Genomic DNA, 25647 nt, shown 5'->3' with positions numbered 1-25647 from the left:
TTCCCCCGTCACTTGGACATACAGCCTGTTCTGTCCATTCTATGGCTTTGGTAAGGCCATAAACGCTGCATATGCGCTGCCAAGTGCGGCCAGGAATGAAGCTCCCGCAGCAAACAACATGCCTACCTGTATGCGTTTTGATTCGCTATATTTTTTTTCTTCATCGAGATGTTTTTCCTGAGTTAAAAGCGCTTTACCCTGGGGAAGATAATTATTCTCATCTTGTTTAATTACATCCCCACTTGCTTCAAAAGCACTCAGACTTAATCTTAACTCCTTCCACATGTATTTCGTTCTATCATGATAAATCCACATATCACTATAAACTTTGTTCATTATTAGCGTGATTGGAACAGGCGTTAGTTCTTCGTTATCTAGGTACAGTTCTATAACGGCATCAAGTACCTGCATCCTTTTTTTTATTGTTTGTCGTTTCATTCGATAGCGATACTTTGCGCGACTGTGAACCACGTTCTCCCATACCGCACCGACTTTATAGATCCATTCCCGCCAACAGACTAAATCTTTCAGACTCGAAAATTCTGCCTGATGTGCTTTGTAAAAAAAAGTCCCCGAAAATGATTCGTCATTTAATTCACTTGGGTCTAGCTCAACTGTAATGTCAAACTTCCCTTTCTCATCATCCCACTTTTTTGCCTGTACCCTACCATTATCATAGCTTTCAAAAATATACTGCCCCCCTGTTTCCGGGTGCGTTATATAAACTGCATACATATCATAATTGATTGCACTTTCATAATTCAGACTAATTTTTGCAGGGGATTTCTTGTTATTAAATTTCTTTAACTGGCTGCGAACACTCATTTTCAGCTCACCCTTTCCTATTAAATATTTCTATATGGAATGTTGGAATTTTCCACAACTAAACAATACTCAATATCGCTTTGTTCTTGCTGGACTTTCTCAGAAACTTTTCCTGCGAACATGGACAGAGATTGACACGCCAGTTCCTGGTTATCAATGGGGCCTATCGTAATACTCTTTAGCAACTGAGGTTCAAATTTAAAAGGGATATATGGTATTAACAGGTTCCCTTTAACTCTATAGTTAATACGTTCATCATCGGAAGAACAACTTATAACAAACCTGATTTCATTCTCATCACAGAAAGCAGCATGTTTGAATGAAAGAGCATAAATATCAATTAGTGAGCTTAATTCAACAGAAACAAACGATTTATTTCTGTCCCAAACACTCATCAATTCAGGCAATATAAATTCAGCAATCAGATCATCGGCATAATTAAGCGCATCATTTGGGTGGTGAAGATAATGACAATTTAAAACCACTACTTCATCATCTCTGAAAAACTCATCATCCAGTTCAAGACTATACATCCCATAACTACGCCACTGACTCAGTAAATCGGGAATTCGACTAAAAGAAGCTACAAATATATTATTACGCTCACATGCCTGAAAACCCGCACCACGAATAAACTCAACTGCGTTGGCTATATCATCAATAAAGTCTTTCGGGTATTTCTCTGCATAATTACGATATTCATCAAGGGCATCCAACAGAACCTCATACCCATTCGTAAATTCTTCTTTATCGTTCAGGAAACGATAATCGGTCAGCCATACCTGGGCATTTTCAGTTATCGATTTTGCAGCGTTCAAATCCGTATAATGGTAAATCATGGTGTCTCTCTCAAACCTGCCAGCAATGCCGACTATGTTACCTCATTGGCCTGTTACAGTAATCTCCCACACCACATTGGACATACAGCGTGATCTGTCCATCAGTTAGATGCGCAGAGCGCATAGGAGGCGTTCTACGCCGGAAGCCCCGCAGCGCCAGCGAGGACTCAGAAAGCACTACGGCTTTAGCCGTAAAACTCCCCCACACTGCAAAGCCGGGTTTACAATGAAACTAGACACTCAGGTTTTTCTGTCCAGCGCCCAAAAAAAAGCCGCTTTCGCGGCTGTTTGAGCATTTCCCTTATTTATCCAGCCACGCCGCCCTTAACCAGACGCTGTGGGCGATAGAATACGTATGCTCTGCAATATCCGTTTTACCATACGGATCATTACTCACCTGACATTCTGCGCCACCAATGGTGCTATCCAGTGTCACCACAACGTCATAAGCCGGATATGCCGCCTTTATCGCCTCACGTATGGCGTTTGCATACTGCTGTTGTTCCTGCTTTCTCAGTATATCTGATACTGATTTCACGCCCACGGTGTACGTAATGAGGGGCAATTGTGGCGCAATGCTGGCTGATGGGAACAGCGCTTCATGTGCGCGGTAATCGTCCTCGGTCATATTTTCGGCGTCGTGCTGGCGCTGGCAGCGCGTACAGCGTGTTTTACCGCCTGGCATATCCTCGCCGCAGTCCGGGCAGTTCTCCAGGTTATCTTCTTTATTGATTTTCACACCTTTCCTCCTGTTTGATGTTTTTAGTCGTGTCATTCTGGATTTAATGATTTTTAGGGTGGTCAGATTGTTGTCATGATCACAAAATATTTCCCCGGTTGAATCATGAGGATATTAATCACGGAACCATCCTTTGTTACGCCGAAGTCTTGAAAACTATGGCGTTCAAATCCATCATCCAGAATTGAAATTTCCTGAGAAAGACTAATATTGCCTTCTTCCGTTTTTGACCTAGCACTATTTCTTATGCTTACCTCTGTTTTACCCGTTCCCCATGTTTGCGAATCAGGCATGGAACTATCAGTGTACCATTCACTCTTAATATCAGCTTGTTTGCTGATGATAGGTTTCAGGATTGCAGGAGTAAGCTTGTCACCTGATTTAAGTTTCCTGAAAACAATCACGCTGTTATCGAGATTGTTTAAATCAGCCGTTGACGTTACAAAACCATTTTTCCCGATTTCACGGATAATATTTTTGAGTGCATCGCTTTTAGCGGTGGTAAAACTGTAAACCGCGACATGCTGCGGGATTATTAATAAAGGGGTTTCATTCATTGAAGGTGTTGTTGAGGCACTGGCAAGAAATGGGACATACAACACTGTTGCACATATCATCTTTTTCAGAATGTTCATGATTATCCTTTTTATTAGGGGTGGTTTTCTTACTGGCTGCATTTCTGAGCCGTGTAATCTCTTTTCTGACTATTCGCCGTTCAGCCGTATCATGATATTCATGACTGACTTTAGCTGGCTGCTGTGTGCATCCAGCAGACCGTTACACAGGTACTGTAATTCCTCGTCGGTCAGTAAGATTTCCATATCATCATTGCGCATTTTCCAGTGTTCAGGCTTATCGGCGCGGGTGAAGCTTATCCCATTAATAACAGGGGTATCCTTGGTAAAGCTTTCACTTTCCATATAGCGTAACAGGCGTACTGTGGCGATATATTTTTCCATGCCCAGCATGACTGAGAAATAGTTTCCGTCAATATCCAGACGAACAAGCGGCGATACGCGCTGTTCCTTCGGAACCATGCGATTACGAATTGTTCCTTCTACGCTCAGACGAAAACTCAGGTTTCCATTCTGATATTCTTTGGTGACGGAACGGATGGTATCTGGTGTATTGTCAGTGGCAAATGTGACGCGATCTGCACGAGATTTAAGATAATGACGCAGGGTAAACGGAAATAATCTGTCAGCATCGTCAAAAGTGATTGTCTCGCTTTTTAGTGCATGTTCTGCAATCTTTTTAGTTTCGGTATACCAGGGTAACTGGATGTTGCGCCTGGTTATTTCAGCCAGTGAACCCTCTGCCAGAAAACGTATTTCAGCAGGTGTTAGCGGGGCTGTATCGTAGTTATATTCGCTGTCAGAAATATTATCGGACAGCAGGTGATAAATGCGACTGAGAGGTGTAAAAGGTTCGGCAATCATTCGGGAATAATCGGCCTGATCGCTGCTCTCATTGTCCAGACCATTAATAAGATAACGTTCAACTAGCATATTTACAGAAACGTTTTCCTGTTTTGCCGTTGATTTCAGGCGGTCTATCAGTGCTTCCGGGAACCGGAGATTTAGCTGTTTCACCTTCATTGTGCTGCCTTTATTAGATAGGTATCAACTCATGTTATCACATCGCATATAAATTGCTATGCTAGCATTAACATAAATCTTTAAAATAATGGCGCTCCTGCGTGAATACTTGCGCCCAATCCCCCACGCAAAATCTCAGATTTCACGTAGCGCAACGCGACGCCTGATACATTCAAAAAAACTCACCGATATTTTTTGCATTGCAAAACACCTAACTCACTGTAAAACAAAAATTCATTGAAACGCCGACTTCGCCCTCGATGCGCTGGCCATGTTGTTTTGCCGCTGCGACCGCTACAGATATTTTGAACAAGATTTTACGCGTTTCCGGGCGGTATCCGGGACACTGGCGGCATCGCTCCGGGCAGATCACAACTACCTGGTATTAATTCCCCTGGCAGTTAGACATACAGCGTTTTCTGTCCAATGCTGGTAGCCCGAGATCTGGCTTGATACAATGAGTCATAATCTCGAAATTTCTAAGGGCGCAGAATATGGGATATTTGGTGGACGTAGTTCTGATTCTTTTATTGCTGATTGCTGTTGCAGTGCTCGTATGGGGCTGGGACAAATATGTTCGTATTGTGCCTCTAACATCAGATAAGTTGGGTATTTTCAAAACTGCCGCAAATTATGAAAACCCTGGCTGGGTTCAGAAAATCAATGAACGTGGAGGAATGACTCGCACAGAATGGGCTAGTTTTATAGATCGCCATTACAATCCTCCTAAAAACTCCAACTGAGGCCGCGACAGCGGCCTTTTTTACGCTCCTCGTTTAATTCTCCGCACCATTAGACATACAGCCATTTCTGTCCAGTTCTTCTGGCTGCGCGAGATCTGGCCTGATACAATCAATTAAAAGCATGACAAGAAGGGAGATAATTATGGCTGCAACATGGGTTTTTTCTTTATTCATGGCTCTTGGTGTTGGTTCTGCTCTGTCCTTATTCCTGATGCTACCACTAGAATCAACAGGAGTGTTGGGGCGAATCCCAACAAGGCTGAATAGCTTTCTGATTGTATTCGGCCCAGCCTGTATTGCCATTGCCATGACTGCTTACTGGTTAAGATAAAGCGGATTATAAACTGGTATAACGATTTAAATACAGCAGGGAAATTCGGTATGTGGGCATTTGAAACGATTAACGTATTAAGTCTTTTCCTGTGGAGCATTGCTCTACTGTGCATAGTGGCAGCATCGTTTGCTAAAAATATTTAAAGAAAGGCCGCACCAGCGGCCTTTTAAATACTTGCGCCCAATCCCCCCGCAAAATCTCAGATTTCACGTAGCGCAACGCGCTTCATGATACATTCAAAAAAACTCACCGATATTTTTTGCATTGCAAAACACCTAACTCACTGTAAAACAAAAATTAATACTCGCGCCGGTTGCACATCGAGCGCGGCGGCCATGTCGTTTCGCAGCTGCGACCGCTCCAGATATTTTGAACAAGATTTCACGCGTTTCCGGGCGGCATCTGGGACACTGGCGGCATCGCTCCGGGCAGATCACAACTACCTGGTATTAATTCTCCCGGCAGTTAGACATACAGCGTTTTCTGTCCAGCCAATAAAAAAGCCCCCTGATGTGTAGGAGGCTTGTATGGATACAAAAAAATGGCTACGGTGAATTAATCATTTGAAGCCAGTATGCATTAGCATGTTGAGAATATTGGCCGAGTTTGATTTGGATTTCTCATTCTTCCAAACTGAAAAAACTCCTTTTCTAAAGAGGTCAATGGCCAGTGAATTGGTGACTCAATCAAATATTAGATTAATCATAATGATTTTCTATAATGATCTTCTAATTGTCAATATTTTGTGTAATATTAAATCTTTGGTAATGTGTTTAGTTTTGGGTGTGTTTTATTATATAAAACTTAATAACGCTGTGTTTATTGTGTCTTCTCGGCACTTATACCCCATACCCTGCCAATCAGGATTATTTATGCAGTTGATAATGATTGCCTGGATGTTTATCTATTGGTCTGAATCATTACGTGTATGGGAACGATACATTCGTATAATCCCACTATCGTCTTTTGATTCAACGTTATTTCAGTCTGTGACGCTATTAGAAAGTCCAGTATGGCGTGAAAAGGTTATTGCTCGCGGTGGTTTAACTCAATATGAGTGGGACCAGGTGGTCAAGCGACAAATTGCAGCCTTAAAAAAGGTCAAATTGCGCATAGCGAAAAATAAATCAATTATTAAATTAAAGTGAGGAAAAAATGAACCTATTAAAATTAATCGCAGCATCTGCATGTTTAGTTTCCGCCTGTTCATATAGTGTCGATTTAAAAGACATTAAGAGCGCCGAACCCACAACCCATAGCTATGCTAACCGGGAAATGTCCCAAGAGGTCAGAGCTATTTCAAGCTTTGCCAATATTGAAACAACAGATAAAGGATGTCGGCCTAATGGGCTAATTGCTCATGACACTCAGGGAAATCTGCTTTCTTGTGAATCTGGCAAGTGGGCTATGGCTGTATTGGCGTCACCGAAAATTGTTGAACCTCAGCGGTAATCAGATGATTTAGTAACTTGATATCGGCATATTATGACATATTTAATGGTTTTTCAGTTTCTGCCGATAACAATAACAAATCAAAACAATAAGTTGTATACGATTATGAAACTGTTTGATTACATGGTACTTTTTGTAATTATTGCATATGGAATCAGGTGCTTTTTTATGGCCTGGTATCTTCACCCAGAGACAACTGAAAATGCAGGTCATCGCTACAACGATGAATCTTTAAAAGCGGGTGCTCGCGATCCGGTTATCAAAGGGAGTATTAAATTCAGGCGCAATATGTATCTCTTGGGTGGCATTATAAGCATTGCTTGCTTTATTGGCCTTACTGTCATTACGCTTAATTACTGACTGTTCTACACACCCTGGTTTGCCTGGAGCCATGACGGACGGTCGCGGATGCGGCTGTTCTGGCGCTTCTATGTCAATATTCCCTCATAATCCTCCACGCGGAACCTCAGAATTTACACAGCGCACCATTCACTGTCATGATTCAATGCTTCTCCTTTGATTAACTGTCGGTTAAATAACATAAAAAACACGCGCCGGTTGCGGCTGGATGGTGTTGGCCAGCAACGGCAACAACAGGATTTATGAGCAATATTTGGCGGTCATACATTACCGTGGCGATTAGTACATATCCTAGTTACAACATGCATATCTGCTCCAAAAATATCAGGTGCCAACCTGCAGCACTGTGCCTCTATTTCTGCTTATCATTGAGTTTGGTGCGGTTCCCGCTCCTTATCTGTTATTGGCCATATGAAGCCCTACCCTGATTGCCATATGACAGTTCAACGTTCCCAATACTTATACATCTCTTATCCCCAATTTCTGTGGATAATCAATATATGGTGTTTGAAACTGTCGTGTATTCAATATGATGTGCATGATTGATTTAAAACTCCCAGAGCTTTCATCATTGAATAATGATACACACCCTTAATTGCTACTCTCTGGCCATTGGCGTATATTCACTTTAACAGTGTGTATCGTTACATAAGATTACTTTTTCAACGAGAGGGAATACTGATGAAAAACGGTTTTCAACCTGCATGTAAAGCTAGTAAAGGTGGGGTATCTGGTTATGCAGAATAAAGAGAAGTACTTACAGAGAATTAAGAAGCTTCTGGCCATGTCGCGGAATAATTCAAGCGCAGAGGAAGCCGCACTGGCTCTACGTCATGCACAACGCCTTATGGAGACACACCAACTGACAGAGGCTGATGCGACGTTGTTGGATATCAACGAGGCATCAACCAACAAATCCCCTTCTCATGCTAAGAAAATGCCGGAGTATATGGCGTTACTAGCCATAATGGTCGCCAGAGTTTTCGGGGTGAAACACTATTTAAGTTTCGGTCAAGAACAGGCGGGTAAAGCGGCGAAAAGGACAATTACCTATTACGGACCAGGCGAACGGCCACAAATTGCGGCCTATTCATTTGAGGTTCTCGGGAGGCAATTGACTATCGCTCGTCGTGAATACATTGCTTCTTTACGCAAAAGTATAAAGACAGCTACCAAAACCGCTCGAGCTGATACCTTCTGCTCTGCGTGGGTTGAAGGCGCTTATTACGTTGTAACAGACTTTGTTGTAAGCGATACCGAATCAGCACTCATAGAGTCCTATCGTATTAAAAATCTCAGTGTGGGTATGAAGACACTCGAGACTCGTAAACCGGGTAAAGCACGGGGCGTCGATATCGCAGCAGTCCAGGGATTCAGTACAGGCCAGAAAGTGCAGTTGCTTCATGGCGTGAATGGCAACGAACCCGTTCGTATTGGAAATAACAAATGAAAAACCAGAGTTCTCCCGCCAACCGTAACCGCATTAGCCGGGTCAATGTTTCCCTGACAGATGAAGACCAGGCACAGTGCGCCGCATTCATGGAAGAAAGCGGATCTTCACGCGCAGATGTTTTACGCGCTGGTCTGGAAGCTTTGAAACGTTTATCACCACAGGACAGGCTGGCATTACAAATCGAAGTTCGTCAGCGTCGCCCGAAAACAGGTAGACCCCCACTGGTTATCGATTGAGTTACTGCCCCCACTCTTAATTAAATACGCAAACAAAACTTACCCACATGGGTTCTTCAAACTTTTGGCACCGGAATTTTCTGTAATTCCGGTGTGCTGCCCCGTTATGGTAAACTTACCCCGCCACTGAGAAACAGTGGCGGGGATTTGCAACCCCACTCAAACAAACCGCTGACAATTCGTTGCCAGTGTGCCTGTGCTCGCCTGAATTACGGCGGTCACGGCAAGGGAGCCGAGAGGCTCGCCGGTTTGTTTGTTTGCCGGTATTGCAAACCTTGTCGTGGTCGCCACCCAGGGAGTAATTATGTCTTCAAATAGTTCATCGGGAAAAACAGATTGGCATCCTGCTGATATCATCGCGGGTTTACGAAAACGGAACACATCGCTGGCAGCAGTATCCAGGAGCGCTGGGTTAAGTAGTTCAACTCTTGCTAATGCAATCATTAGGCCCTGGCCAAAAGGCGAAAAATTAATTGCACTTGCATTAGGTATTAATCCAGAAGATATCTGGCCTAGCCGTTATTTTGATAGCGAAGGTAAGCTTGTCCAGCGAACTTTTCGAAACAAAAACACATAATTCTCACGTCTAATAAAAACCCTCCTCTGCGGCGGGTTTTTATATTGGGATTACTTTCATTCAAAAATATTTGTTCGGCAAACATAAATCCATTAGTAATTCTATCCATTTCAAAAAAAACAAATTTGAAGCCAAAGGCTTAATGGTCATTTGAAAAGGTGCAATAGATGAGCTTTATCACGATTTGTTTGTTTATCTAACATGCTTCCAGACTGAGGCTGGGATCTTATCGTACAATTTACCCATGGTTAGTTCTGCCAGCCGATGGTCTGCAGCCGAATGAAAGAAACTCAGTTCATTACCTGTGAGAGTATTGCGGTTTTTTTCAATAATAAGCTCTAGTGTTTCTAAGCGGCTACAACGCCGTAATTTAAAGAGCCATTCTGATTTAGACATTTTGTAATCTCTTTATATGTATTTCCTGTCAGATTACAGTAACTGTTTAGGCTGATCAACACAGGCTATTACGCCTCAACTGCGTTGATAGTGGATTTTGTAAGCAATTACCACAGTAATTTTTAACTTAATTCCGGTTCTTAATGATAGAACTTGCACAATTAGCTGATTTTCTATATTAGAATAGCCATATCATTTTTATAAAAGAGGGTGCCAAATGAGCGATAACTTGAAAGTGTTAAACAACATTCGTACTTTGCGCGTTCAGGCGCGTGAAGTTGATTTAGAAGTCCTGGAAGAAATGTATGAGAAGTTAGGTATTATTTTAAATGAACGCCGCGAAGAAGACGCGCAAGCGGCATCAGTTGTTGCTGAGAAGCAAGCAAAATTAGAAAAATACCGTGAAATGTTGAAAGAAGACGGCATCGATCCAAACGACCTGCTTAATTCTGTCGATGTACGAGCCACAAAATCTGCGGCTAAACGCCCTCCTCGCCCGGCTAAGTACGAATATACAGATGAAAATGGTGCTCATAAAACCTGGACAGGCCAAGGGCGCACACCTTCTGCAATTAAAACTGCTCTCGAAAGTGGTAAGAACCTGGAAGACTTTGCTATCAAGGCTTAATGTAGCCTGTCTGGAAATGGGGTAGCCTTGTGCTGCCCTTTTTTTGTGTGATTGATACGCACCCACAATCACACCTTTACACCTTTACACCTTTACACCTTTACACCAATGCTCTATGATTAAATCACACCCCACCCACGGAGTTGATTTTATGAGAACAGCATCAAGTACGTTTTTTATTCCTTGCTCAAATGTTGAGGCCAGCTCTGCACTGTATGCGCTTAACCTCATCAAGCGCTGTTCTTATAACGTTGGCCTAGCGTCTGAAATCAATGGCCGTGAGTCACATCTCTATCGCACTATTTTCCAGGAAACCATTTCCGGTTTCGAATCATCCGGCATGGGATTCTTTGCCCGGTTTAATTTTATCGGTAAGTATGTCTCTGCTGATAACCGTGATGGCCTGCTGCTAACCTTTTTTGCGGATAATGTCGGCAACAGCATTAATCAGTTTTCCCCAACAACTGCTGTTCTGTTTTGTCAGGCTTTGATTAAATGCTTCGATTTGACCAGCGATGTTGAAATCGCCAATTTCTCATTTAACGGTCGCAGCTATCAGCTTTTAGGTTCAGTGAATGTTTCGCGTGATGATTTTGAAATGCTAAGCGCCTACCCACACCTATTGTTTGCACCGATTACGGATGATGAACCGCCCCAGGACTTTTATACTGATTACAATGTTGATCATTCTATCTGGCAACAATCTAATGCCCCGTTGAGTGTCTCCGCTATGATGTGATGAGGTGTTCGAAGACGATACATCTCAAACGGACGTTCATTTAACCGGTCAGAATCAACAGGCTCAGCGAAAGCTGAGCTTTTTAATTTTGTGATGTCACCAGAAATTTAGACGCTTCTGTTATAATTGCGGCATGTTTCAATGAAGGTGAAACCATGTCGATTAACATGCTTTCTGCTATTACTCACCGTGATTTGCACCCGGCTACAGATACCCCTTTGTCTCCCGATTATGATGCCGTTTCGGCCTGGCTGAATACGTATCGAATGGGATCACCGGAAACACTGCGTTCCTATGTGAAAGAAACTAAGCGTTTTCTGCGCTGGCTGGAATACGCCGGTCTGAGCATTCAACAACTCACTAAAGAAGACGCTACCGCCTACTTGTCGTTTCTTGCAGAACCTCCAGATGAATGGCTAATCGGAAACGTGAAACCAGGTAATGAACCAGGCGATTACTTTCGCCTGCTCCAGCCAGGGGGGCTTTCACCGAAGAGTATTAACTACTCAGCCACCGTGTTACGCCGCCTGTTTTCTTGGCTTCGAGAGGATGCATATATTCTCAAAAACGTTTTTAAACTTACCGGTCGCGCCGCAAATATTGTACTCACCACGCAGGAACGCTACCTGGACCAGGACGCATGGGGCTGGCTTTGGCGCACCATAGTTCAAAAGGAACAAAGTGCCGATACGGATAACGACAAACGTAAGTTGAGCCGCATTCGCTGGATATTCGCTCTGCTTTACCATACCGGTCTACGCTGCGATGAAGCGGCCAGCGCGTTAATGGGTGACATTGAGATAAAGAATAGTCGCTGGAGCTTACGGGTTGTTGGTAAGGGACGTAAAGAACGCAGGGTTACGCTGAATTCTGCATTCAGGAAAGAGTTAGTGCATTACCGCCGAGCCAATACCTGCTTTTTTGATACTGACTACCCTTCACCTGGCGATGAGATACCCCTGATCAGATCTATTCAGAAGGGACGTAAAGGAATGATGTCTTCACGACAGCTATCAAGTATGGTGCGCGAGACAGTAGACACTTTAGTGTTGGAGTGTAAAGACACTTTGGTGAAAGTTCAGGTTGAAAAAATGACCGTGCATTGGATGAGGCATACGAACGGGACACACCGTATTATGGCTGGCAGTAGTCTGTTAACCCTGCAGGATGAACTTGGCCATGCCGATCCTAAAACTACCCGAATTTATGCAAGAACGACTGATGACCAGCGGGAGAAAGATTCTGAAAAACTTGCAGCCTTGTTTAACGGGGAATTTTGAGCCATGCTGTGAAAGCCAAAGTAATAGTTGTAGTAATAAAAAAGGGTAGCTGAGTTCGAGTCAGCTACCCTTTTTTATTGCCTAGTGTTAGGCAGCTTGATCATCAGTTTGATTTTCAGAATGCTCCAGATCATCGGCATTAGCAGATTCACTGTCTTCATCTTCAATCTGAGCACCCATGCGACGTAAATTTGCTTCATCGTGCTCATTAATTCGCTTCTGGAGTTCGCGCATTTTATCGAGGTCGTGTCTGCTGATTTTCATCAAAACAAGTTCACTGTCATCTTCTTCAATAATACGCGAAGCATCATTCAATGCATCGAAATCACTCAACAGAGAATGAAGTTCTTCAACCATTTTTTTAGGCAAAGACTTAGCTTTCAGATCACCAGGCTTGAGGAAACCACGCCCGGATGTACTGTTATAGCCATTGTTCATTGTTTCTGATTCAGCGATAACCTGTGCAAACAGCGTTTCATCATCGGCCTCAATACTTTCCGATGATTCCTCACCACCACGTTTAGCCGCTTTTGCTTTTTTGGCTTCGAATTTTTCCAGCAGATTTTTCGTTTTGGTTTTTAACTGTTGCTCGATTAGTTGAATCACCTGATCAGTTTTCAGGCCGGAGTTGTAAACCAGTTTCAGCATCATACTGCCAGAGACGATGTTTCTCAGGACATATTTTTTTAACTGCGCGTTCATGTTGTACATGTCCAGGATGTTCTGGACCTGGTTTTTCGTATAGCCAAATTCAGCAGCGATTTTATCAAGTGTCATGCCATGGTTAAGCATACGGTTATAAACAGCGCCTACCGCAAACGGGGTTAATGTAATTCCTGCCTGAGTTTTCAGGATGAACATGTCACATTGGGAAGCATCGCCCTTGTACTCATCAACACGAATGAGCGCCAGATTCAATCCTTCTTTAATCAGTTCAAGAATGGCAAAGAATCGGCAATGTCCATCACGTAAAATGATTTTATTATCTATAACCTGGACAACAATCGGTGGCGGGAGTTGCTCACCGGAACGATATGCTGCTTTTAATTTTTCGAGATAGGTACGGTGAGAAGGAACTGAGAAGTATTCATCAAGGCTTTCATACCCCTCGTGACGGGTATTGAACGAGGGATCAACAGTAATGAGGGTTGGAGAAAGCATGATTCCCAAATCAGTTTTTGAAACCAAATCAGGGAATTTTGACTTGATTTCCTTCGCCAGGGAAGGGAGGGTTTGACAGATTTTATTAAGCGTACTCAATTCGTTATTCATTCTTACTATCCTTATTTACTCGCCAAAGTAATAATTGATTTATTGAATGTCGTCACAACATTGCGTTCACATTATACTCATTTTCGTTATATTGATGTCAACAAAATAAATTAGTTTTTCAAAATGTTTTTTCATGTTTTTTTCAAATCATAAAAACACATGTTTTCAAATGTTTTCAAATTTTGGTTATGTACAAATCACACCGTTTTCAAATTCGATACCTTAATCCTTGCAAAAATGGTATGCTTTTCATACAAAACAAGGGTTATGTCCGGCATGAAATCGTTGCACCTGTTTATCGGACTAATCCGAAATTACTTTAGATGTTTATTGTATCTATTTTATTAAATACATATATATCAATCAGTTAGAATGGTAGTCACTGTGTGAACTATATTTAACATTGAAAATGTACAGGGATTCTTGACGTAGGGAAAGAACGATAATGTGAAAATAATTCATTTAAAAAAATGAGCAAAGAATACGCATCATTGTTTTTTACAAACGCCAGAGATTTCAAACTTTGCCCGGATAGCGAGGCAAAGCATTGATGAAAAACAGCTACAGTTTGTTTCTTAGAATCAAACACAGGTCACATATTTCTTTAGTCTCACTATTTGAATATTTTTCTTAAATTCATTTACTGCTTACTTTTATAAGGATTAAATATGGAAATTAACAAAGAGCGTTTGCTTCAACTTATCAATTCTTCTCTGACTCAACGCTTTGACAGTGAAGGAAATGGCGAAGCAGCAGGACTGATCGGACTTATGAGTAATGCTGGAAAAGCCGTCATGAGTGATGTACCGGCAGTTTTTGAAACCATTTCATTACTGAATTACTATCTGGAAGTGGGTGCCGATATACATGACAGTGAAATGATTTCTATAGACGAGATCATCCGAAATAAGTATTCATCCGTTATTATCAACCAAAGTGATAATAAGGTTGTGTTGAAGGTTAATATTGATGCAGGTGACTTTCCTTACATCGCGCACTGGTGTAGCGACTCTTTGTACAGCGAGACAGTGCGTAACAAACCAGGGGCGTATTTACTGCCCTTCTATATAGAAGAATGCGGGGATCAGGATTTACTCTTCCCAGACTGGTGCCAGGCGTTTTACGTGGATAGTGTACCGGGACAGTGCTTACCTATGCTCGCATTAAAAAGTATTGAAAGTGTGGCCAGCTTTAACGGGGATTTTGCGGAACCTGCATTACACCGCCTGAGTATGTATACATTACCTGTTGAAGAAGCCTTGCGGGAAATGAAAAAGAACGCGCCCCAAACAGGCGCTTAGCACAGAAAGAAAATATATTCAATAATTTTATTTGCTTTTTTTCCAGCGGGAGGATAAGCTCTATTCATCAACCGGACAAACGAAGCATAAGGATAATAAAAATGAGTGACTTCAACACCCCAGAATTCGCCGCCAGCCAATATGCTTTCGCTAAACGTATGGCAGAAGAACGCGCCGGAAAAAACTACCTGCGTAAACTGCAAGACGTTGTTGATAATGCCAGCACCCAACTCGACGACCAACAAGATACGATTAACCGTCTACAACAGGAAAACCGTGCCTTGACTGCCCAGCTCAATATGGCGCAGATGTTGTTAGCTGTTAACCGCGATACCTTAGATGAAGTCGTGACAACTGGCGTTGCTGAGGAAATCAAAGTAAAAAACGTTTTTGCGAGAAAATTTGCAGAAACCAAAGCGCGTTCATTACAGCTCAAGACTTTATACGAAACTGATTTTCATGATATGACAGTTCTCAGTCGTTTCAGTAAAACGCTGCAATTTGTGAGTAAAATGCTAAAAAAATAGGGGCTAAGCCCCTATTCTTCATTATAACTCTGTTTGTTGTCTTACCGGAGCATCCCCTGTAATCACCTTCGCATCACCTCCACTGTTATTCCTTTGATTACTTCCTCTGTTATCGATCCTTTTAGCTTCCCTGTCTTGATGGCTACCAAGTATGCGCTGCGTTTCTCTGGCTCCCTGCTCCTGTAGCAATCTGTTATTGCTATGCTGAATTTTACTTGTAGCCCCCGTTTCTCCCAGATCACCGATACCGATGTTAATCCATTTCAAAACGTGGTCTGGCAACACTTGAGGCAATCCAAAAATCATATACATGACGGGGACTAACAGGCCAGCATAGGCATAGAGCCACCATATGAATTGGAAGAATTGGGTAACACTGCCAAGCCTGTCTGTTGATGAGTTAACGGTATTGTAAACAGCAAAGAAGCTGCTTGTGATGTAGTCAATGATTGGATCTGCCAGTAAGAAGGAGGCAAACAATCCAATGATGGCCAGTACCGGTCGCACAAACAGAGCCAGTAGCAAAAGATAACCTTGCGTTTGCCCACCTATAAACGAACGTTCTGGTGTTGAGTGCATTAACGCCCACAACGTAACAGCGATGACGGATTGAAGCACAGCAAGAAACCAGCCGACAACCACGATGATAAATATCATGTAAGGTGCCGAAGGAAGGATGACTGAAAACATCATGGCAATAGGGAATATATGGCTCATGATCGTTTCCAATACCGGACTAATGATATCAATCACAATATCGTAAATCGCATTTGCCGGTTTATCTACATCAAGCCCTGAGCCTAAAACCTTGACGGATGAAGCTGTTCCAGCGACTACCCGCAGAACACCGACGCTGGTTTTTAATGATTTATCCGCAACCCAGACACTGTTATAAGCCAAAGTCAGATAATCACCGGTACACTTCATGCGGTTAAGCGATCCCCCCATTTCGCCACCTGCCCCACACAGTGAAGTGCCGTCTCGACTGTTTCCATCAGTCTCAAGGAGCATATTAATGACTGTGTGCATTACCGTACCCATTGTTTTAGACGTGGCATCGTCAATGCTTTGCTGGAGCGCGGTAACATCAATATTCTCAGGATTGGTTGGTATCAATGAGCCTAGCGCAGAAAGCCCCGCAGCCGAACTTGTTCCATTTGTTTTGACAACAGCGGCTGACCGCACTTTATCAGTGATGGTTGTTACCACATTGACGAGTTGAGTAGTTCGGTCATCTGCCGGTAGCATTGAATAAGATGGCAGTTTTACCGTACCCAACGGCGCAGAAACAACTTCTGAAAGCAATTGCCTGACCTTACCCGTTTTCTGATACCACCCAGATGCAGTGATCCATCCCTCTGCTGTTAAGGCTTTGACATAATTATCCATGATGGATGAGAGGTTGCTATTTTGATTCTGAGTATTACTTGTCGCAGCATTGACGATTCGGTTTTCTGCCTTTGCCACAATGTCATTGAATCTTTGCGAGTCAACTGATGTCCATTCATTACTCGAGAGAGTAACAGGCCAGGTTGAAACCCATTGGTCTATGTCATCCATTAATTGAGTGGCAGTTTGGCTTTTAACCTGTTGAAGCGAGGCATGAAGATTTTCCAGGATTTGGGTTGCCTGGTCATTTGAAGTGCCAGCCTTATATAAATTAATGCTGAATGAACCACAAATTGGCGCACCACCGCCCAGCGCAGTAGTTGAATTCAAATCTTTAACTTCATATTCCACACTGCTGGTATTTTCTGTGACTTTGACAGCCTTAACTTCGGGGCTTCCGTCACTCGTAGCATAAACAGAATTTGCGACACGTTTGCAATAAGAGTTGGACAGATAGTTAGAAGCAAATTCTCGCACACCATAATATTCACCATTTTTATATACGCCGCTGACAATGGCATTTGGTGAAATTACGCCGACCTCTACCCCCGCTCTGTATGCCCAATTAGCAAAACCAACTCCCCATAAAGTAATCATCAATACAATAAACTGTATAGATGAGTAACCACTTGTTGTTGGGAATAATAGTCCCGTGAATGAAACCATGCGCACAGGAGTCCATACTGTTGACCAGTTTTTCCCTAATGCTTCGCCATCATTAGCCGTGTTGGCCACCCCCATGACAATGGTGTAGCCAATAATACCGGAGACAACTAAAAAAACGCCCAGGTTAAATACAGAGAAAAGCGAAGCAAGCATATTATTTGCTGCTTCAACAGTACCAGGGTCAGAGCCTGATACTAATTTATCGATAACCGGGCCGAAAATAGTTCTTAATATATCGACAGATTTATCCTGGCATTGTCCGATAGCATCAGAGTCGCAGGGTGAAAAGGGCATAGTCATAAGAAAACCCCATTATAAAATATTTTATAATATTCAATGAATAAATGATCTCTTTGAGTATACTTGTAATTTATAGAATTAGCGTGTAATTTTTACCATCGTATTATTTTAACTAAAATGGAGTTATCAATGCAGCCAACACCAAAAGAATTATCGATTGTCGTATTTGGCATTGATGGTATCCTGAATCAAATGAATAAAAATAATTCACGCCCATCTGTCATGGATTTTTTAAAAGCTGTCAGTGGCCATGATGAAAAGAAGCAATTTATTCAGGGCAAAGTGATACAGCATGGAAAAAATGAAGTAAATAAACATGGCATGATTAACCTACCCACGAATAAATCATTTAATGAAATGGTTAATGTCATTAATAAAATTCTACCTGTTTGTATATTGAACAAAGATGGCGTAATGCATCATGATTTATCGAAAAACGAGGTAAAACAGTCAATTATAAATGGATTTACTGCTATTAATCAGACTACTTGTAACAAGGCTGTACTGGATAGCATGGAGAACACCATGAAAGACATGGTGAACTATGCCTTCTTAGATATGCCAGAAATGGCCAAAAAACTCTTAGATGATGCCGAACAGGACTATTGTCAGTCGGTTAAAATGGAAATCATGGAAACCTGGCTTGGTAACAGTACTGACGCGGCCAACGACTTTAACGCTTAATCCATTACGGAGGTTCTGCCGATGATACCAGCCTCATCCCTGCAAGGCGTACTCCCTGTCATTGATAACAGTGACAATATTACGCCACACTTCACAAGCCGACAGTTAGACCTTGAAGATATCAGCCTCGAACTGAAATCCGCTTATGCATTATTACCACCGGAAGTGGGACAGGCATTATTCTCAGAATACCGCATCGCAGACTCAGCAATGAATCAGATGTTGATGAATAACCTACTTACTAAAGAGTTTGTTCTGGCAGAAGCGGCTCAGGGTAATAATCTGGACAATGACTGGCTACAGACCGTCACTGCTACAAATGATTACAACCCTGTCGATGATGAATGGAACAGTCCTGACTCACCAGAAGATGATGTATCAAACGACTTTTCATTTTAATTCAACGGGAATGGCCAGCGTTGCTGGCCTTACAGAAATGAAATTGATTTATTGTTTTTCTGAGTTTCTTTGATTAGCGCAGAAAGGCTATCTTTTAATCTCGAGGCACATAGCATTACAGGTTCACGAAATTCATCCCGCACATTAGCCACCCTTCCCTCGCAAATCTCTATCTCCACAAATCGGATGTAATCAAGTCTCTTTATTTGCTCAATAATGCTCTGGTTCGTGGTGCGTATCCCGATTGTAAACGACTGCATATGCTGACCAATACACTCAACAGACGAAGCAGTTAAGTACAGCATGTCGTCTACTGTGATCTGGTCTAATGGCATATCCTGGAGCCAGGCTATTTCAGTTTTTTGCACACCAAGGAAAGCCTCTCCATTGTGTACCCCAATAGCAAAACGACTGGACTGGCTGAATGATAGTAGTCTGACACCACGAACCCAGGGATGAGACTCAATTTCATGTTTCTGGAAACTTGTTGCCCACTGCATGAACCGCGCTCTAGACGACAGGATATAGGTCGCTTTGGTGAGTCTTTCCTTATCCGCTTTTGTGATTTTATCAAGAGGGTTTTTCTCTTTGCTCATAGCTCACCTTCTTAGGTTATCGAGACGCTTTTGTTGATCGAGAAGTGTAAAGAAATCATGAACCAGACGGTTTAGGGTCTGATCAGGAGTCTTTTTCAATCGGGTTGCATACCGCTCAAGCTTTCTCAGATTTTGTTCAGAAAGCGTGAACGATGGGGTAATAATTCGGGCTAATCCTGTGTTTGAAAACTGGATATTTGCCTGTCTGATGCCATTGCTTAAATCATTGTTTAATACATTTTTTAATATGCCTTGTAGGCGTGTGTAGTCCCTTGCAGAGATCCCATATTTCTGTTGGATTTCCGCTCTACTGATGCGTAACCCTCCCCCACCTGCGGTCATAATATAATTTATAGCCAGCCGAATCTGGCTTGCGCTTTTGACAGCTTTATATCCCGCATTTAACAAATTAGCTTCACCGGTAGCTAAGTTATCAGGAGGACGAACTATACTTTCACGTAAATATTTAAACAAATAACTAAGGTCATCAGGGAGTGCGGTAGCAGACAACGGTATATCTTTATTTCCTGGCGATACAAATACCTTTCCACGATTCAGGAAACAAGGGACGTTATTGTATTGAATAGACAAAACCAGACTATCAATGACATTAAATGTATTTACCGGTACAGGTAGGTTCTGAATGAAATAATCTAAATATGATAGCAATAAAATAGGTTTCGTTTGTATCAAATATAAATCAGTGAAAGCTGGATAAATATCATTTATATAAATCAGATTGGATTTATGTAAATGATTAGCGGCGCTGGCAAATTTTAATAGCTTGCTCATAATTGATTTATTAAATTGGATCAACACGCCGCATTCCTTCATATATATCCTTTAATTGGTAAAACATCCTGTATCGGCCTGATTCGAAACATCATAACCCATACTTTTGAGTGTGCTTTTAACCAGTTCCACCTGGCTTGTTGACTGTGGTTGAGGATTATCATTTAAAACGCTACTTGTTACTTGCGACTCAAGCGAACCGCCATCAACTGTTGGAGTACTTGCTTTAATGAAGCTTTCAAGTGATTGTTCCGATGCTGACTGTGGCGATAAAGAATCCATCCGACTCATATCCAGCCTGTCACCCAGAGTCAGTGCTTTTTGTGACAAGCCAGAGTCTTGTTGGTCATTCAGAACAGCGGTTTCATTTAAACGGTCATTATCGTAATTGTGCTTTGTTGCTTGTGTAGCAAAGAAAGTTATCGATGCGACAATACAAATTGCAACAACACTGACGACTACCCAATTATCAATCCATGGAAATTTTTCAAACCAGGCTAATAGTCGGGTTTTACTCTTCGATTTAACTCCCTCAGATTTATCCCCCCCGGAAGTAATATCTTTAATTTCTATTGATTCCGAGTTAATGGCTTTGCTCTGTACATCTCTTAAATCATCAGCAGCATGTTCGAGCACAACGTCTTCACATGCTGTTTTATATGCTGGTAATTCTGTATTCGTAATTTGCACAGGCGCAAAAAAGTCAACATCAGGGAAAATCGCATTCTTTACTGACGACTTTGCTTTATGCAATGCAAACATAAGCATTTCATTTAAAAATATTTTTAATTCTTCTTCACTGTTAACCGATTCAGGCAATTGGGATATGCTACCTATATATACCTCTAACTCTAAACTGTTTACTGAAACCATCCTTTTACCATAATTTTCGAACGCCATGCCAACATCAAAACTCCAGGTTGGCAAATCAGCGGTTAATCCATAATGACATTTGTTTATATAAAAACGGATGTCACCACTAAAGATTTTAGATGGTTCAACTTCTAAATTTTTACCATCAAGTTTTTGACTAAACATTGATTGGCCAGGGTTAATTTTAATGCACCATGTATCTTTATTTTCGATTGGTGAAATAAAAATATCAAAAGGATTGATAATTTTAGAATTCATTTATTACTCTCCGTAAATGTCTTTCAAAATAATTTCTTCTGAAATACCCATCACCATTTTTGGTTTTTGTATTCTGTTGTCATAAACGAATGCGACAGGAACACCCTTCTTTTCAATTTCAGGATGAGCTTTAAACTGGTCTAATAAAAACTCACTACTCTCGTTTATTTGTTGATAATAGGCATCAAGTTTAACAACACTTTTATTAATATCATTGACCTGTATAGCAGCACCGGCTAACTCTTCAATTCGCTGTCTACTATCTGCCGTCATGATGCTATCAAACGCAGAAGAAGCCTTTAGCTCAATATTTGTTGTTTCTTTAACTTTCTGAACATCAGCCTGGTTACTTGAAGTTAACAACAAGGCGGCTAATTCACGGCTATTGTTGCCGCCAACAAAATCAACCGGAATCCATTTGATTTTGTACCCTTTCTCTACATATTTACGCGTTTCTTTGTAAGCTTTGTGGCACCATGGGCATGTTGGGTCAAAGAATATATATACCGTTTTGAAAGGGTCAGCATTTTTACCTTCACTATACGACGCCAGCTTGTCCAGGACAGTAAATCCCTCCGGGAGAGTACCTGTGGGGTTTCCCTGCAACGCGAAAGGTGTAACGCTTCTTAGCGAATCAATTTTCGAACGGGTAGCCAAATCAGCCTCTTTCTTAAAACCGTCTGAGGCATTATTTGCAGCCTGCGCCTGGATAACCAGAGGCTTACCATTGGATGCATTAAAGGCTTTGCCACTGAACAGCACAGGGCTTCCATTAACGCTATAAAACGTTGTTTGAGTCTGACCGCTTTTTAATACCCATGATTTGACATTAGGAATGTCTGTATTGTTTTCAGTTACATACTCACCAAGTGACATTAATTTATTTCTAATAAGAGTATTCGCTGTGCTTTCATCAGCAGAATTTTTTGTTTCACTCAGTGCAGACGCCTCTTCCATAACTTGATTCGTTTTAGAGTTATTTTCTGGTAATGGCGCTTGTTGCGGTTGGCCTTGTACAGCTTCATTAGAATCCAGTTCACCATTTAGCAAAAGTGATGCGGCTCCAGGGTTTGCTGTGGCTACACTTACAGTCGCAAATAGAAATACAGGTAATAGACTCCACACTTTCATTTTTATTCCTTATTATATTGGGTTTGAATGATTATAGTTTTTTACATCTTCTTTCGTGAATTTATAAACTTCACTCATTACATGTTTTACCCCATCAGTGGCTTTATTAATTAATGGTTCCGGGTATCCCTCTTCTAACCTGACTTCATAAAGAAAATGGCTTAACACAGCACAGGACTCAGGGAAACTTGTTTGCCTTCCAATCGTACTTAGAATATAAAACATTTCGCGGTCGTAGAACTGCATCCAGCCCATATCAGCGGCAGATAACACCCCTAATCTTCGCGCCTCAGTAATAAGCCCGTAGATAATAGTTCGCACATATGCGTGTTTATTGAATATTTGTTTTACTTTATCACTTTTTTTATAATACTCAATAATTACCTGCTTTTCATTCGTAAGATCTAAATCTAACTTAATGAATCCATCATTTTTGTCAAAGGAAGTTGCACCAAAAATACTCCACATTTTTTTCATTATTTTTTTGCTTTCGTTCATGGCATGGTGATATTCATCATCTGATAAGCTCGTATCGGTAGCAGCCACTCTTGGAATAGCGATAGCCATTAGAATTAGTTCAGAATCACTTAATTCGTTTAATTTTTTACCTGTCCACAATTCACCTAATTGTGCAGTCAAAACATTTTCAAGCCGTGCAATATCTAAAACTGGAATAAATGATTTATCGTCGCATTCCTGCCAACCTTTAATTAATTTATTTTTATAGCAAAATTGCCTAATCGTTAATGACATACCATATACAGGGTCTTTTAAATCCTTATCGAGCAAATCAATCCTAGTGAACATTTCAAGGTGTTGGTGATTAACCTTTTGATCATTCATAAATGATTTAATATTATGCTCACGTTTGAAATTCAGCTTGGGATGTCTTTTCTTTATCGTCTTAGTCAGTTTGTAGGTTTTATACAATACGACCACAGAAAGAATGCTATTAATAACATATGAACTCCCAGACATTTCTTTAATTGAAATAGTGCTCATGTCACGGGTACACAGGCCAATGATTGAATAATTTGAAGGTTTACATAAATTATATATATAGTGGTACGATTCATTAAACAGTGGAACATCTATGTACTTACCAATTACCCATAATGGGAACACTTCTATATATCTTATATAAACATAAAAAATTGCTATATAGGTATGTGCATAACTCCAGAATAATGAAATTGCCGCAACCAAACTTATAAGTAAAAAAATGATTAAGAACGGATCTAACATTGATGGTTTACTATTATTTTCCATATATCACCCGACATATTTATTTATTAATAAAATAAGTCATAGCAAATAAAAAAGCCAGCTCTTTAGGGCTGGCTATTTATTTGTGGGTTTCACCACTGTACTAGTTTTGATAATTCCTGTCGTAAAGTATCTTCCTTATTATTTTTCTCTACCTTACTGTCATTCTGTTGCACATTTAAATCATTTTCATTTATATGCTCACATTCGGGATTAGCTGTAGAAACAGGGCTTGCATGTTCAATCGGTTTTTCGCTCAATGTTTGAGCATTAAACTGGCGTTGCTGTGTCGATTCTTCTGTATCAATCCCCTCTTCCTTGCTCAGAATTCGCGTAGGAGCGCCGGTTTTAATATTGTCTTTTATTTCAACAACATAACTTATGTTGCTGAGGGGGATGCCCATGTATTCACACAGTTCAGCCTGTGATATACCAAAATGACGAGCGAGTTGAGAAGCAACTTTTACAAAGTCTGTTTCTCCAGCCTGGTTCATCTGGGCAACAACCATTCGGTATCCTGAGAGCGCAAGATGTTTGGCCTCAATACTTTTCAACTTGCCAGGTAAAGAATCCAGATGTTCAACGACAGAAGATTCTATTTTGTTCCCGGCAACGAAAGTAAGCTGAATGCGTTCATCATCCATCAGTACCACCTTGTTGTTGCTCTTTAGCTTTGAGGGCAAGACAAACAAGTAGTTTTAACAGTCTCGCCCTTCCCTCACCTGATTGGTTCGATGAAATGAAGCTTAAAAACTCCATTTCATCGTCCTGCCCGTTCAGTCTGAAAGTTGTGCGTACACGCTGAACTGTAGACATTGTTAACCTGCCAGGTGCCGAATAAGTTTGTACATTCCGCGAGCATTTGAGAATTCTGGGTTAGCAGGAATGATCACTCCCTTGTAGGAGTTCAGAATCTGTACTTTAAATACGATAGCGCCCCCCCCTACAAAGATAAGCGAATCGATATCAGCATCATCGCCCACATGTTCATTTATAACTGTACGAATCCGCTCAAACAATGCCTTGATGTGGGTTTCCACCAAATCACTAACATCGTGGGATTCTCGATAGATGTTGATTTTGCCGGTGTCCATCGCGCTGTCTATATGACGCTTAGCAATACTTCCAGATGCGAGATTAAAACGATTGCATAGGGACATCTTCAAATCATCATATAGGTCAAGCACCCCCACTTCTGACGAGCCAGAACGTTGCATATTAATACGCATACCAGGCATGATTACTGCACAGTCTGTTGTTTTTCCACCAATATCGACGACACATGTCACCCCTTGTTTTAACTGGTCTGCGTGAGGTGTTGGATTTCCCTCATCATCCATGATCTGGTCAACAAATGCGGCTATCGCTTCTGAGCACACTTCATTTCTGGAGATTTTTGCAACCGCAACATTCCCCTCAAGGCCGCAACGAACAGCTTTTGCGATGTTAATTTTTTTAGCTTCGACCAACGCAGCATTTTTTTCAGTAGTAGGTAAATAGTAATTACTGACAGGCAAGCCGGTTACGATCTGGCATTCCTTACCACCCATACCAGCTTTAAGCAAAGCGGCGTGAACCAGAACCTGATTGACTTCCGAAAGTGCGTATTCAGTTGTCAATGTCCGGGTATCTAATGCCCCAGGGACATTTGGATCTACAGTAAACTGATTGTCAGTATCAGTTGTGAAAACGAAACCGCTTTCTGTCTCATCACCGAAAGTTACCAACGTGATCCCACGCGCAGCCCGAGACGGCAGAGTTATCGACTCAGAACCGTTATAAACCTTAACGGAGAAATAGCCATCATCGACGCCAGCATAATTAATTTCTTTTTTCATTTTCTCTACCTATTCCATTTTGCCGTTAGTTGTTTTTCTACGCCCGGTAATAAATACCTTTGTTGCTCTGAAAGCATTTGTATATGTGCTTTTACGTATTACATAAATGTATGCCGTCACTATTAGAAATATCAGGCAAAACATGAAGTTGTACCA

Annotated in this window: 30 protein-coding genes; 15 read left to right on the top strand and 15 right to left on the bottom strand. The window is 41.5% G+C overall.

Annotated elements, in window-relative coordinates:
* Positions 1-39: 39 nt before the first annotated feature.
* The 5 genes from AC0IWZ_RS23515 to AC0IWZ_RS23495 form a co-directional block, all read right to left on the bottom strand.
* On the bottom strand, positions 40-825 hold the full coding sequence (locus AC0IWZ_RS23515) for a hypothetical protein (RefSeq protein WP_471679286.1): 786 nt from the start codon (positions 823-825) through the stop codon (positions 40-42).
* A gap of 20 nt (positions 826-845) precedes the next feature.
* On the bottom strand, positions 846-1664 hold the full coding sequence (locus AC0IWZ_RS23510) for a hypothetical protein (RefSeq protein ID WP_471679285.1): 819 nt from the start codon (positions 1662-1664) through the stop codon (positions 846-848).
* Between the two features lie 301 nt (positions 1665-1965).
* Complete coding sequence (locus tag AC0IWZ_RS23505; protein WP_471679284.1) at positions 1966-2403, bottom strand: hypothetical protein; 438 nt, start codon at positions 2401-2403, stop codon at positions 1966-1968.
* 62 nt (positions 2404-2465) lie between these two features.
* Positions 2466-3038, bottom strand: coding sequence for a hypothetical protein (locus tag AC0IWZ_RS23500; protein ID WP_471679283.1), 573 nt, complete (start codon positions 3036-3038; stop codon positions 2466-2468).
* Between the two features lie 69 nt (positions 3039-3107).
* On the bottom strand, positions 3108-4001 hold the full coding sequence (locus AC0IWZ_RS23495) for a DUF6364 family protein (protein ID WP_471679282.1): 894 nt from the start codon (positions 3999-4001) through the stop codon (positions 3108-3110).
* Positions 4002-4495: 494 nt separating this feature from the next.
* Between AC0IWZ_RS23495 and AC0IWZ_RS23490 the strand changes: the two genes are divergently transcribed.
* The 8 genes from AC0IWZ_RS23490 (at position 4496) to AC0IWZ_RS23455 (ending at position 9156) form a co-directional block, all read left to right on the top strand.
* Positions 4496-4744 (top strand): hypothetical protein, encoded by a 249-nt coding sequence (locus AC0IWZ_RS23490; RefSeq protein WP_471679281.1) that lies wholly within the window; start codon positions 4496-4498, stop codon positions 4742-4744.
* A gap of 142 nt (positions 4745-4886) precedes the next feature.
* A complete protein-coding gene (locus AC0IWZ_RS23485; protein WP_471679280.1) occupies positions 4887-5075 on the top strand; it encodes a hypothetical protein in 189 nt (62 codons plus the stop codon).
* An 875-nt stretch (positions 5076-5950) separates the two neighbouring features.
* Positions 5951-6226: a hypothetical protein gene (locus AC0IWZ_RS23480; RefSeq protein WP_471679279.1), complete on the top strand. Its 276-nt coding sequence runs from the start codon at positions 5951-5953 to the stop codon at positions 6224-6226.
* A gap of 7 nt (positions 6227-6233) precedes the next feature.
* Complete coding sequence (locus tag AC0IWZ_RS23475; RefSeq protein WP_471679278.1) at positions 6234-6530, top strand: hypothetical protein; 297 nt, start codon at positions 6234-6236, stop codon at positions 6528-6530.
* 168 nt (positions 6531-6698) lie between these two features.
* The gene (locus AC0IWZ_RS23470; protein WP_471679277.1) at positions 6699-6890 is read left to right on the top strand and encodes a hypothetical protein; all 192 of its coding nucleotides are present in this window, start codon (positions 6699-6701) and stop codon (positions 6888-6890) included.
* Between the two features lie 736 nt (positions 6891-7626).
* Positions 7627-8340 carry a DUF2786 domain-containing protein gene (locus tag AC0IWZ_RS23465; RefSeq protein ID WP_471679276.1) on the top strand — a complete coding sequence of 238 codons (714 nt, stop codon included), beginning with the start codon at positions 7627-7629 and terminating at the stop codon, positions 8338-8340.
* On the top strand, positions 8337-8579 hold the full coding sequence (locus AC0IWZ_RS23460; protein ID WP_471679275.1) for a hypothetical protein: 243 nt from the start codon (positions 8337-8339) through the stop codon (positions 8577-8579). Before AC0IWZ_RS23465 ends, AC0IWZ_RS23460 begins: the two co-directional genes overlap by 4 nt.
* A 304-nt stretch (positions 8580-8883) precedes the next feature.
* The gene (locus AC0IWZ_RS23455) at positions 8884-9156 is read left to right on the top strand and encodes a helix-turn-helix domain-containing protein (protein ID WP_471679274.1); all 273 of its coding nucleotides are present in this window, start codon (positions 8884-8886) and stop codon (positions 9154-9156) included.
* Between the two features lie 192 nt (positions 9157-9348).
* On the opposite strand, the gene hha is transcribed toward AC0IWZ_RS23455, so the two are convergent.
* Positions 9349-9552, bottom strand: coding sequence for a hemolysin expression modulator Hha (hha, locus tag AC0IWZ_RS23450; protein ID WP_471679273.1), 204 nt, complete (start codon positions 9550-9552; stop codon positions 9349-9351).
* A 217-nt stretch (positions 9553-9769) separates the two neighbouring features.
* On the opposite strand from hha, the gene AC0IWZ_RS23445 reads away from it, so the two are divergent.
* The 3 genes from AC0IWZ_RS23445 to AC0IWZ_RS23435 all read left to right on the top strand — a co-directional run bounded on the left by AC0IWZ_RS23445 (position 9770) and on the right by AC0IWZ_RS23435 (position 12199).
* A complete protein-coding gene (locus AC0IWZ_RS23445; protein ID WP_471679272.1) occupies positions 9770-10180 on the top strand; it encodes an H-NS family histone-like protein in 411 nt (136 codons plus the stop codon).
* Positions 10181-10331: 151 nt separating this feature from the next.
* Positions 10332-10919, top strand: coding sequence for a hypothetical protein (locus AC0IWZ_RS23440; protein ID WP_471679271.1), 588 nt, complete (start codon positions 10332-10334; stop codon positions 10917-10919).
* Between the two features lie 155 nt (positions 10920-11074).
* Entirely contained in the window at positions 11075-12199 is a 1125-nt protein-coding gene (locus tag AC0IWZ_RS23435) for a tyrosine-type recombinase/integrase (protein WP_471679270.1), read from the top strand.
* A gap of 87 nt (positions 12200-12286) precedes the next feature.
* Here the strand turns inward: AC0IWZ_RS23435 and AC0IWZ_RS23430 are convergent, their stop codons facing one another.
* Complete coding sequence (locus AC0IWZ_RS23430) at positions 12287-13471, bottom strand: hypothetical protein (protein WP_471679269.1); 1185 nt, start codon at positions 13469-13471, stop codon at positions 12287-12289.
* A gap of 668 nt (positions 13472-14139) precedes the next feature.
* Here AC0IWZ_RS23430 and AC0IWZ_RS23425 point away from each other — a divergent pair.
* Both AC0IWZ_RS23425 and AC0IWZ_RS23420 read left to right on the top strand, forming a co-directional pair.
* On the top strand, positions 14140-14772 hold the full coding sequence (locus tag AC0IWZ_RS23425) for a hypothetical protein (protein WP_471679268.1): 633 nt from the start codon (positions 14140-14142) through the stop codon (positions 14770-14772).
* 101 nt (positions 14773-14873) lie between these two features.
* Positions 14874-15299: a hypothetical protein gene (locus AC0IWZ_RS23420; RefSeq protein ID WP_471679267.1), complete on the top strand. Its 426-nt coding sequence runs from the start codon at positions 14874-14876 to the stop codon at positions 15297-15299.
* Positions 15300-15320: 21 nt separating this feature from the next.
* Here AC0IWZ_RS23420 and AC0IWZ_RS23415 read toward each other — a convergent pair whose 3' ends face one another.
* Positions 15321-17654, bottom strand: coding sequence for a DotA/TraY family protein (locus tag AC0IWZ_RS23415; protein ID WP_471679266.1), 2334 nt, complete (start codon positions 17652-17654; stop codon positions 15321-15323).
* Between the two features lie 129 nt (positions 17655-17783).
* On the opposite strand from AC0IWZ_RS23415, the gene AC0IWZ_RS23410 reads away from it, so the two are divergent.
* Entirely contained in the window at positions 17784-18338 is a 555-nt protein-coding gene (locus tag AC0IWZ_RS23410) for a hypothetical protein (RefSeq protein WP_471679265.1), read from the top strand.
* A 21-nt stretch (positions 18339-18359) separates the two neighbouring features.
* Positions 18360-18737, top strand: coding sequence for a hypothetical protein (locus AC0IWZ_RS23405; protein WP_471679264.1), 378 nt, complete (start codon positions 18360-18362; stop codon positions 18735-18737).
* A gap of 29 nt (positions 18738-18766) precedes the next feature.
* Here AC0IWZ_RS23405 and AC0IWZ_RS23400 read toward each other — a convergent pair whose 3' ends face one another.
* From AC0IWZ_RS23400 to parM, 7 genes are all read right to left on the bottom strand, one after another.
* Positions 18767-19333 (bottom strand): hypothetical protein, encoded by a 567-nt coding sequence (locus AC0IWZ_RS23400; RefSeq protein ID WP_471679263.1) that lies wholly within the window; start codon positions 19331-19333, stop codon positions 18767-18769.
* Positions 19334-19336: 3 nt separating this feature from the next.
* Entirely contained in the window at positions 19337-20152 is an 816-nt protein-coding gene (locus AC0IWZ_RS23395) for a hypothetical protein (protein WP_471679262.1), read from the bottom strand.
* Between the two features lie 24 nt (positions 20153-20176).
* Positions 20177-21256, bottom strand: a complete 1080-nt coding sequence (locus AC0IWZ_RS23390; protein WP_471679261.1) for a hypothetical protein — start codon at positions 21254-21256, stop codon at positions 20177-20179.
* 3 nt (positions 21257-21259) lie between these two features.
* On the bottom strand, positions 21260-22387 hold the full coding sequence (locus AC0IWZ_RS23385; protein ID WP_471679260.1) for a DsbA family protein: 1128 nt from the start codon (positions 22385-22387) through the stop codon (positions 21260-21262).
* A 12-nt stretch (positions 22388-22399) separates the two neighbouring features.
* Entirely contained in the window at positions 22400-23656 is a 1257-nt protein-coding gene (locus tag AC0IWZ_RS23380) for a secretion/conjugation apparatus DotM-related subunit (RefSeq protein ID WP_471679259.1), read from the bottom strand.
* 89 nt (positions 23657-23745) lie between these two features.
* Positions 23746-24297, bottom strand: a complete 552-nt coding sequence (locus AC0IWZ_RS23375) for a MarR family transcriptional regulator (protein ID WP_471679258.1) — start codon at positions 24295-24297, stop codon at positions 23746-23748.
* A gap of 174 nt (positions 24298-24471) precedes the next feature.
* On the bottom strand, positions 24472-25491 hold the full coding sequence (gene parM, locus AC0IWZ_RS23370) for a plasmid segregation protein ParM domain-containing protein (RefSeq protein ID WP_471679257.1): 1020 nt from the start codon (positions 25489-25491) through the stop codon (positions 24472-24474).
* Between the last annotated feature and the right edge of the window lie 156 nt (positions 25492-25647).

Source organism: Buttiauxella sp. AC142, assembly GCF_979253435.1.
This window is presented reverse-complemented; position numbering and strand designations above follow the sequence as displayed.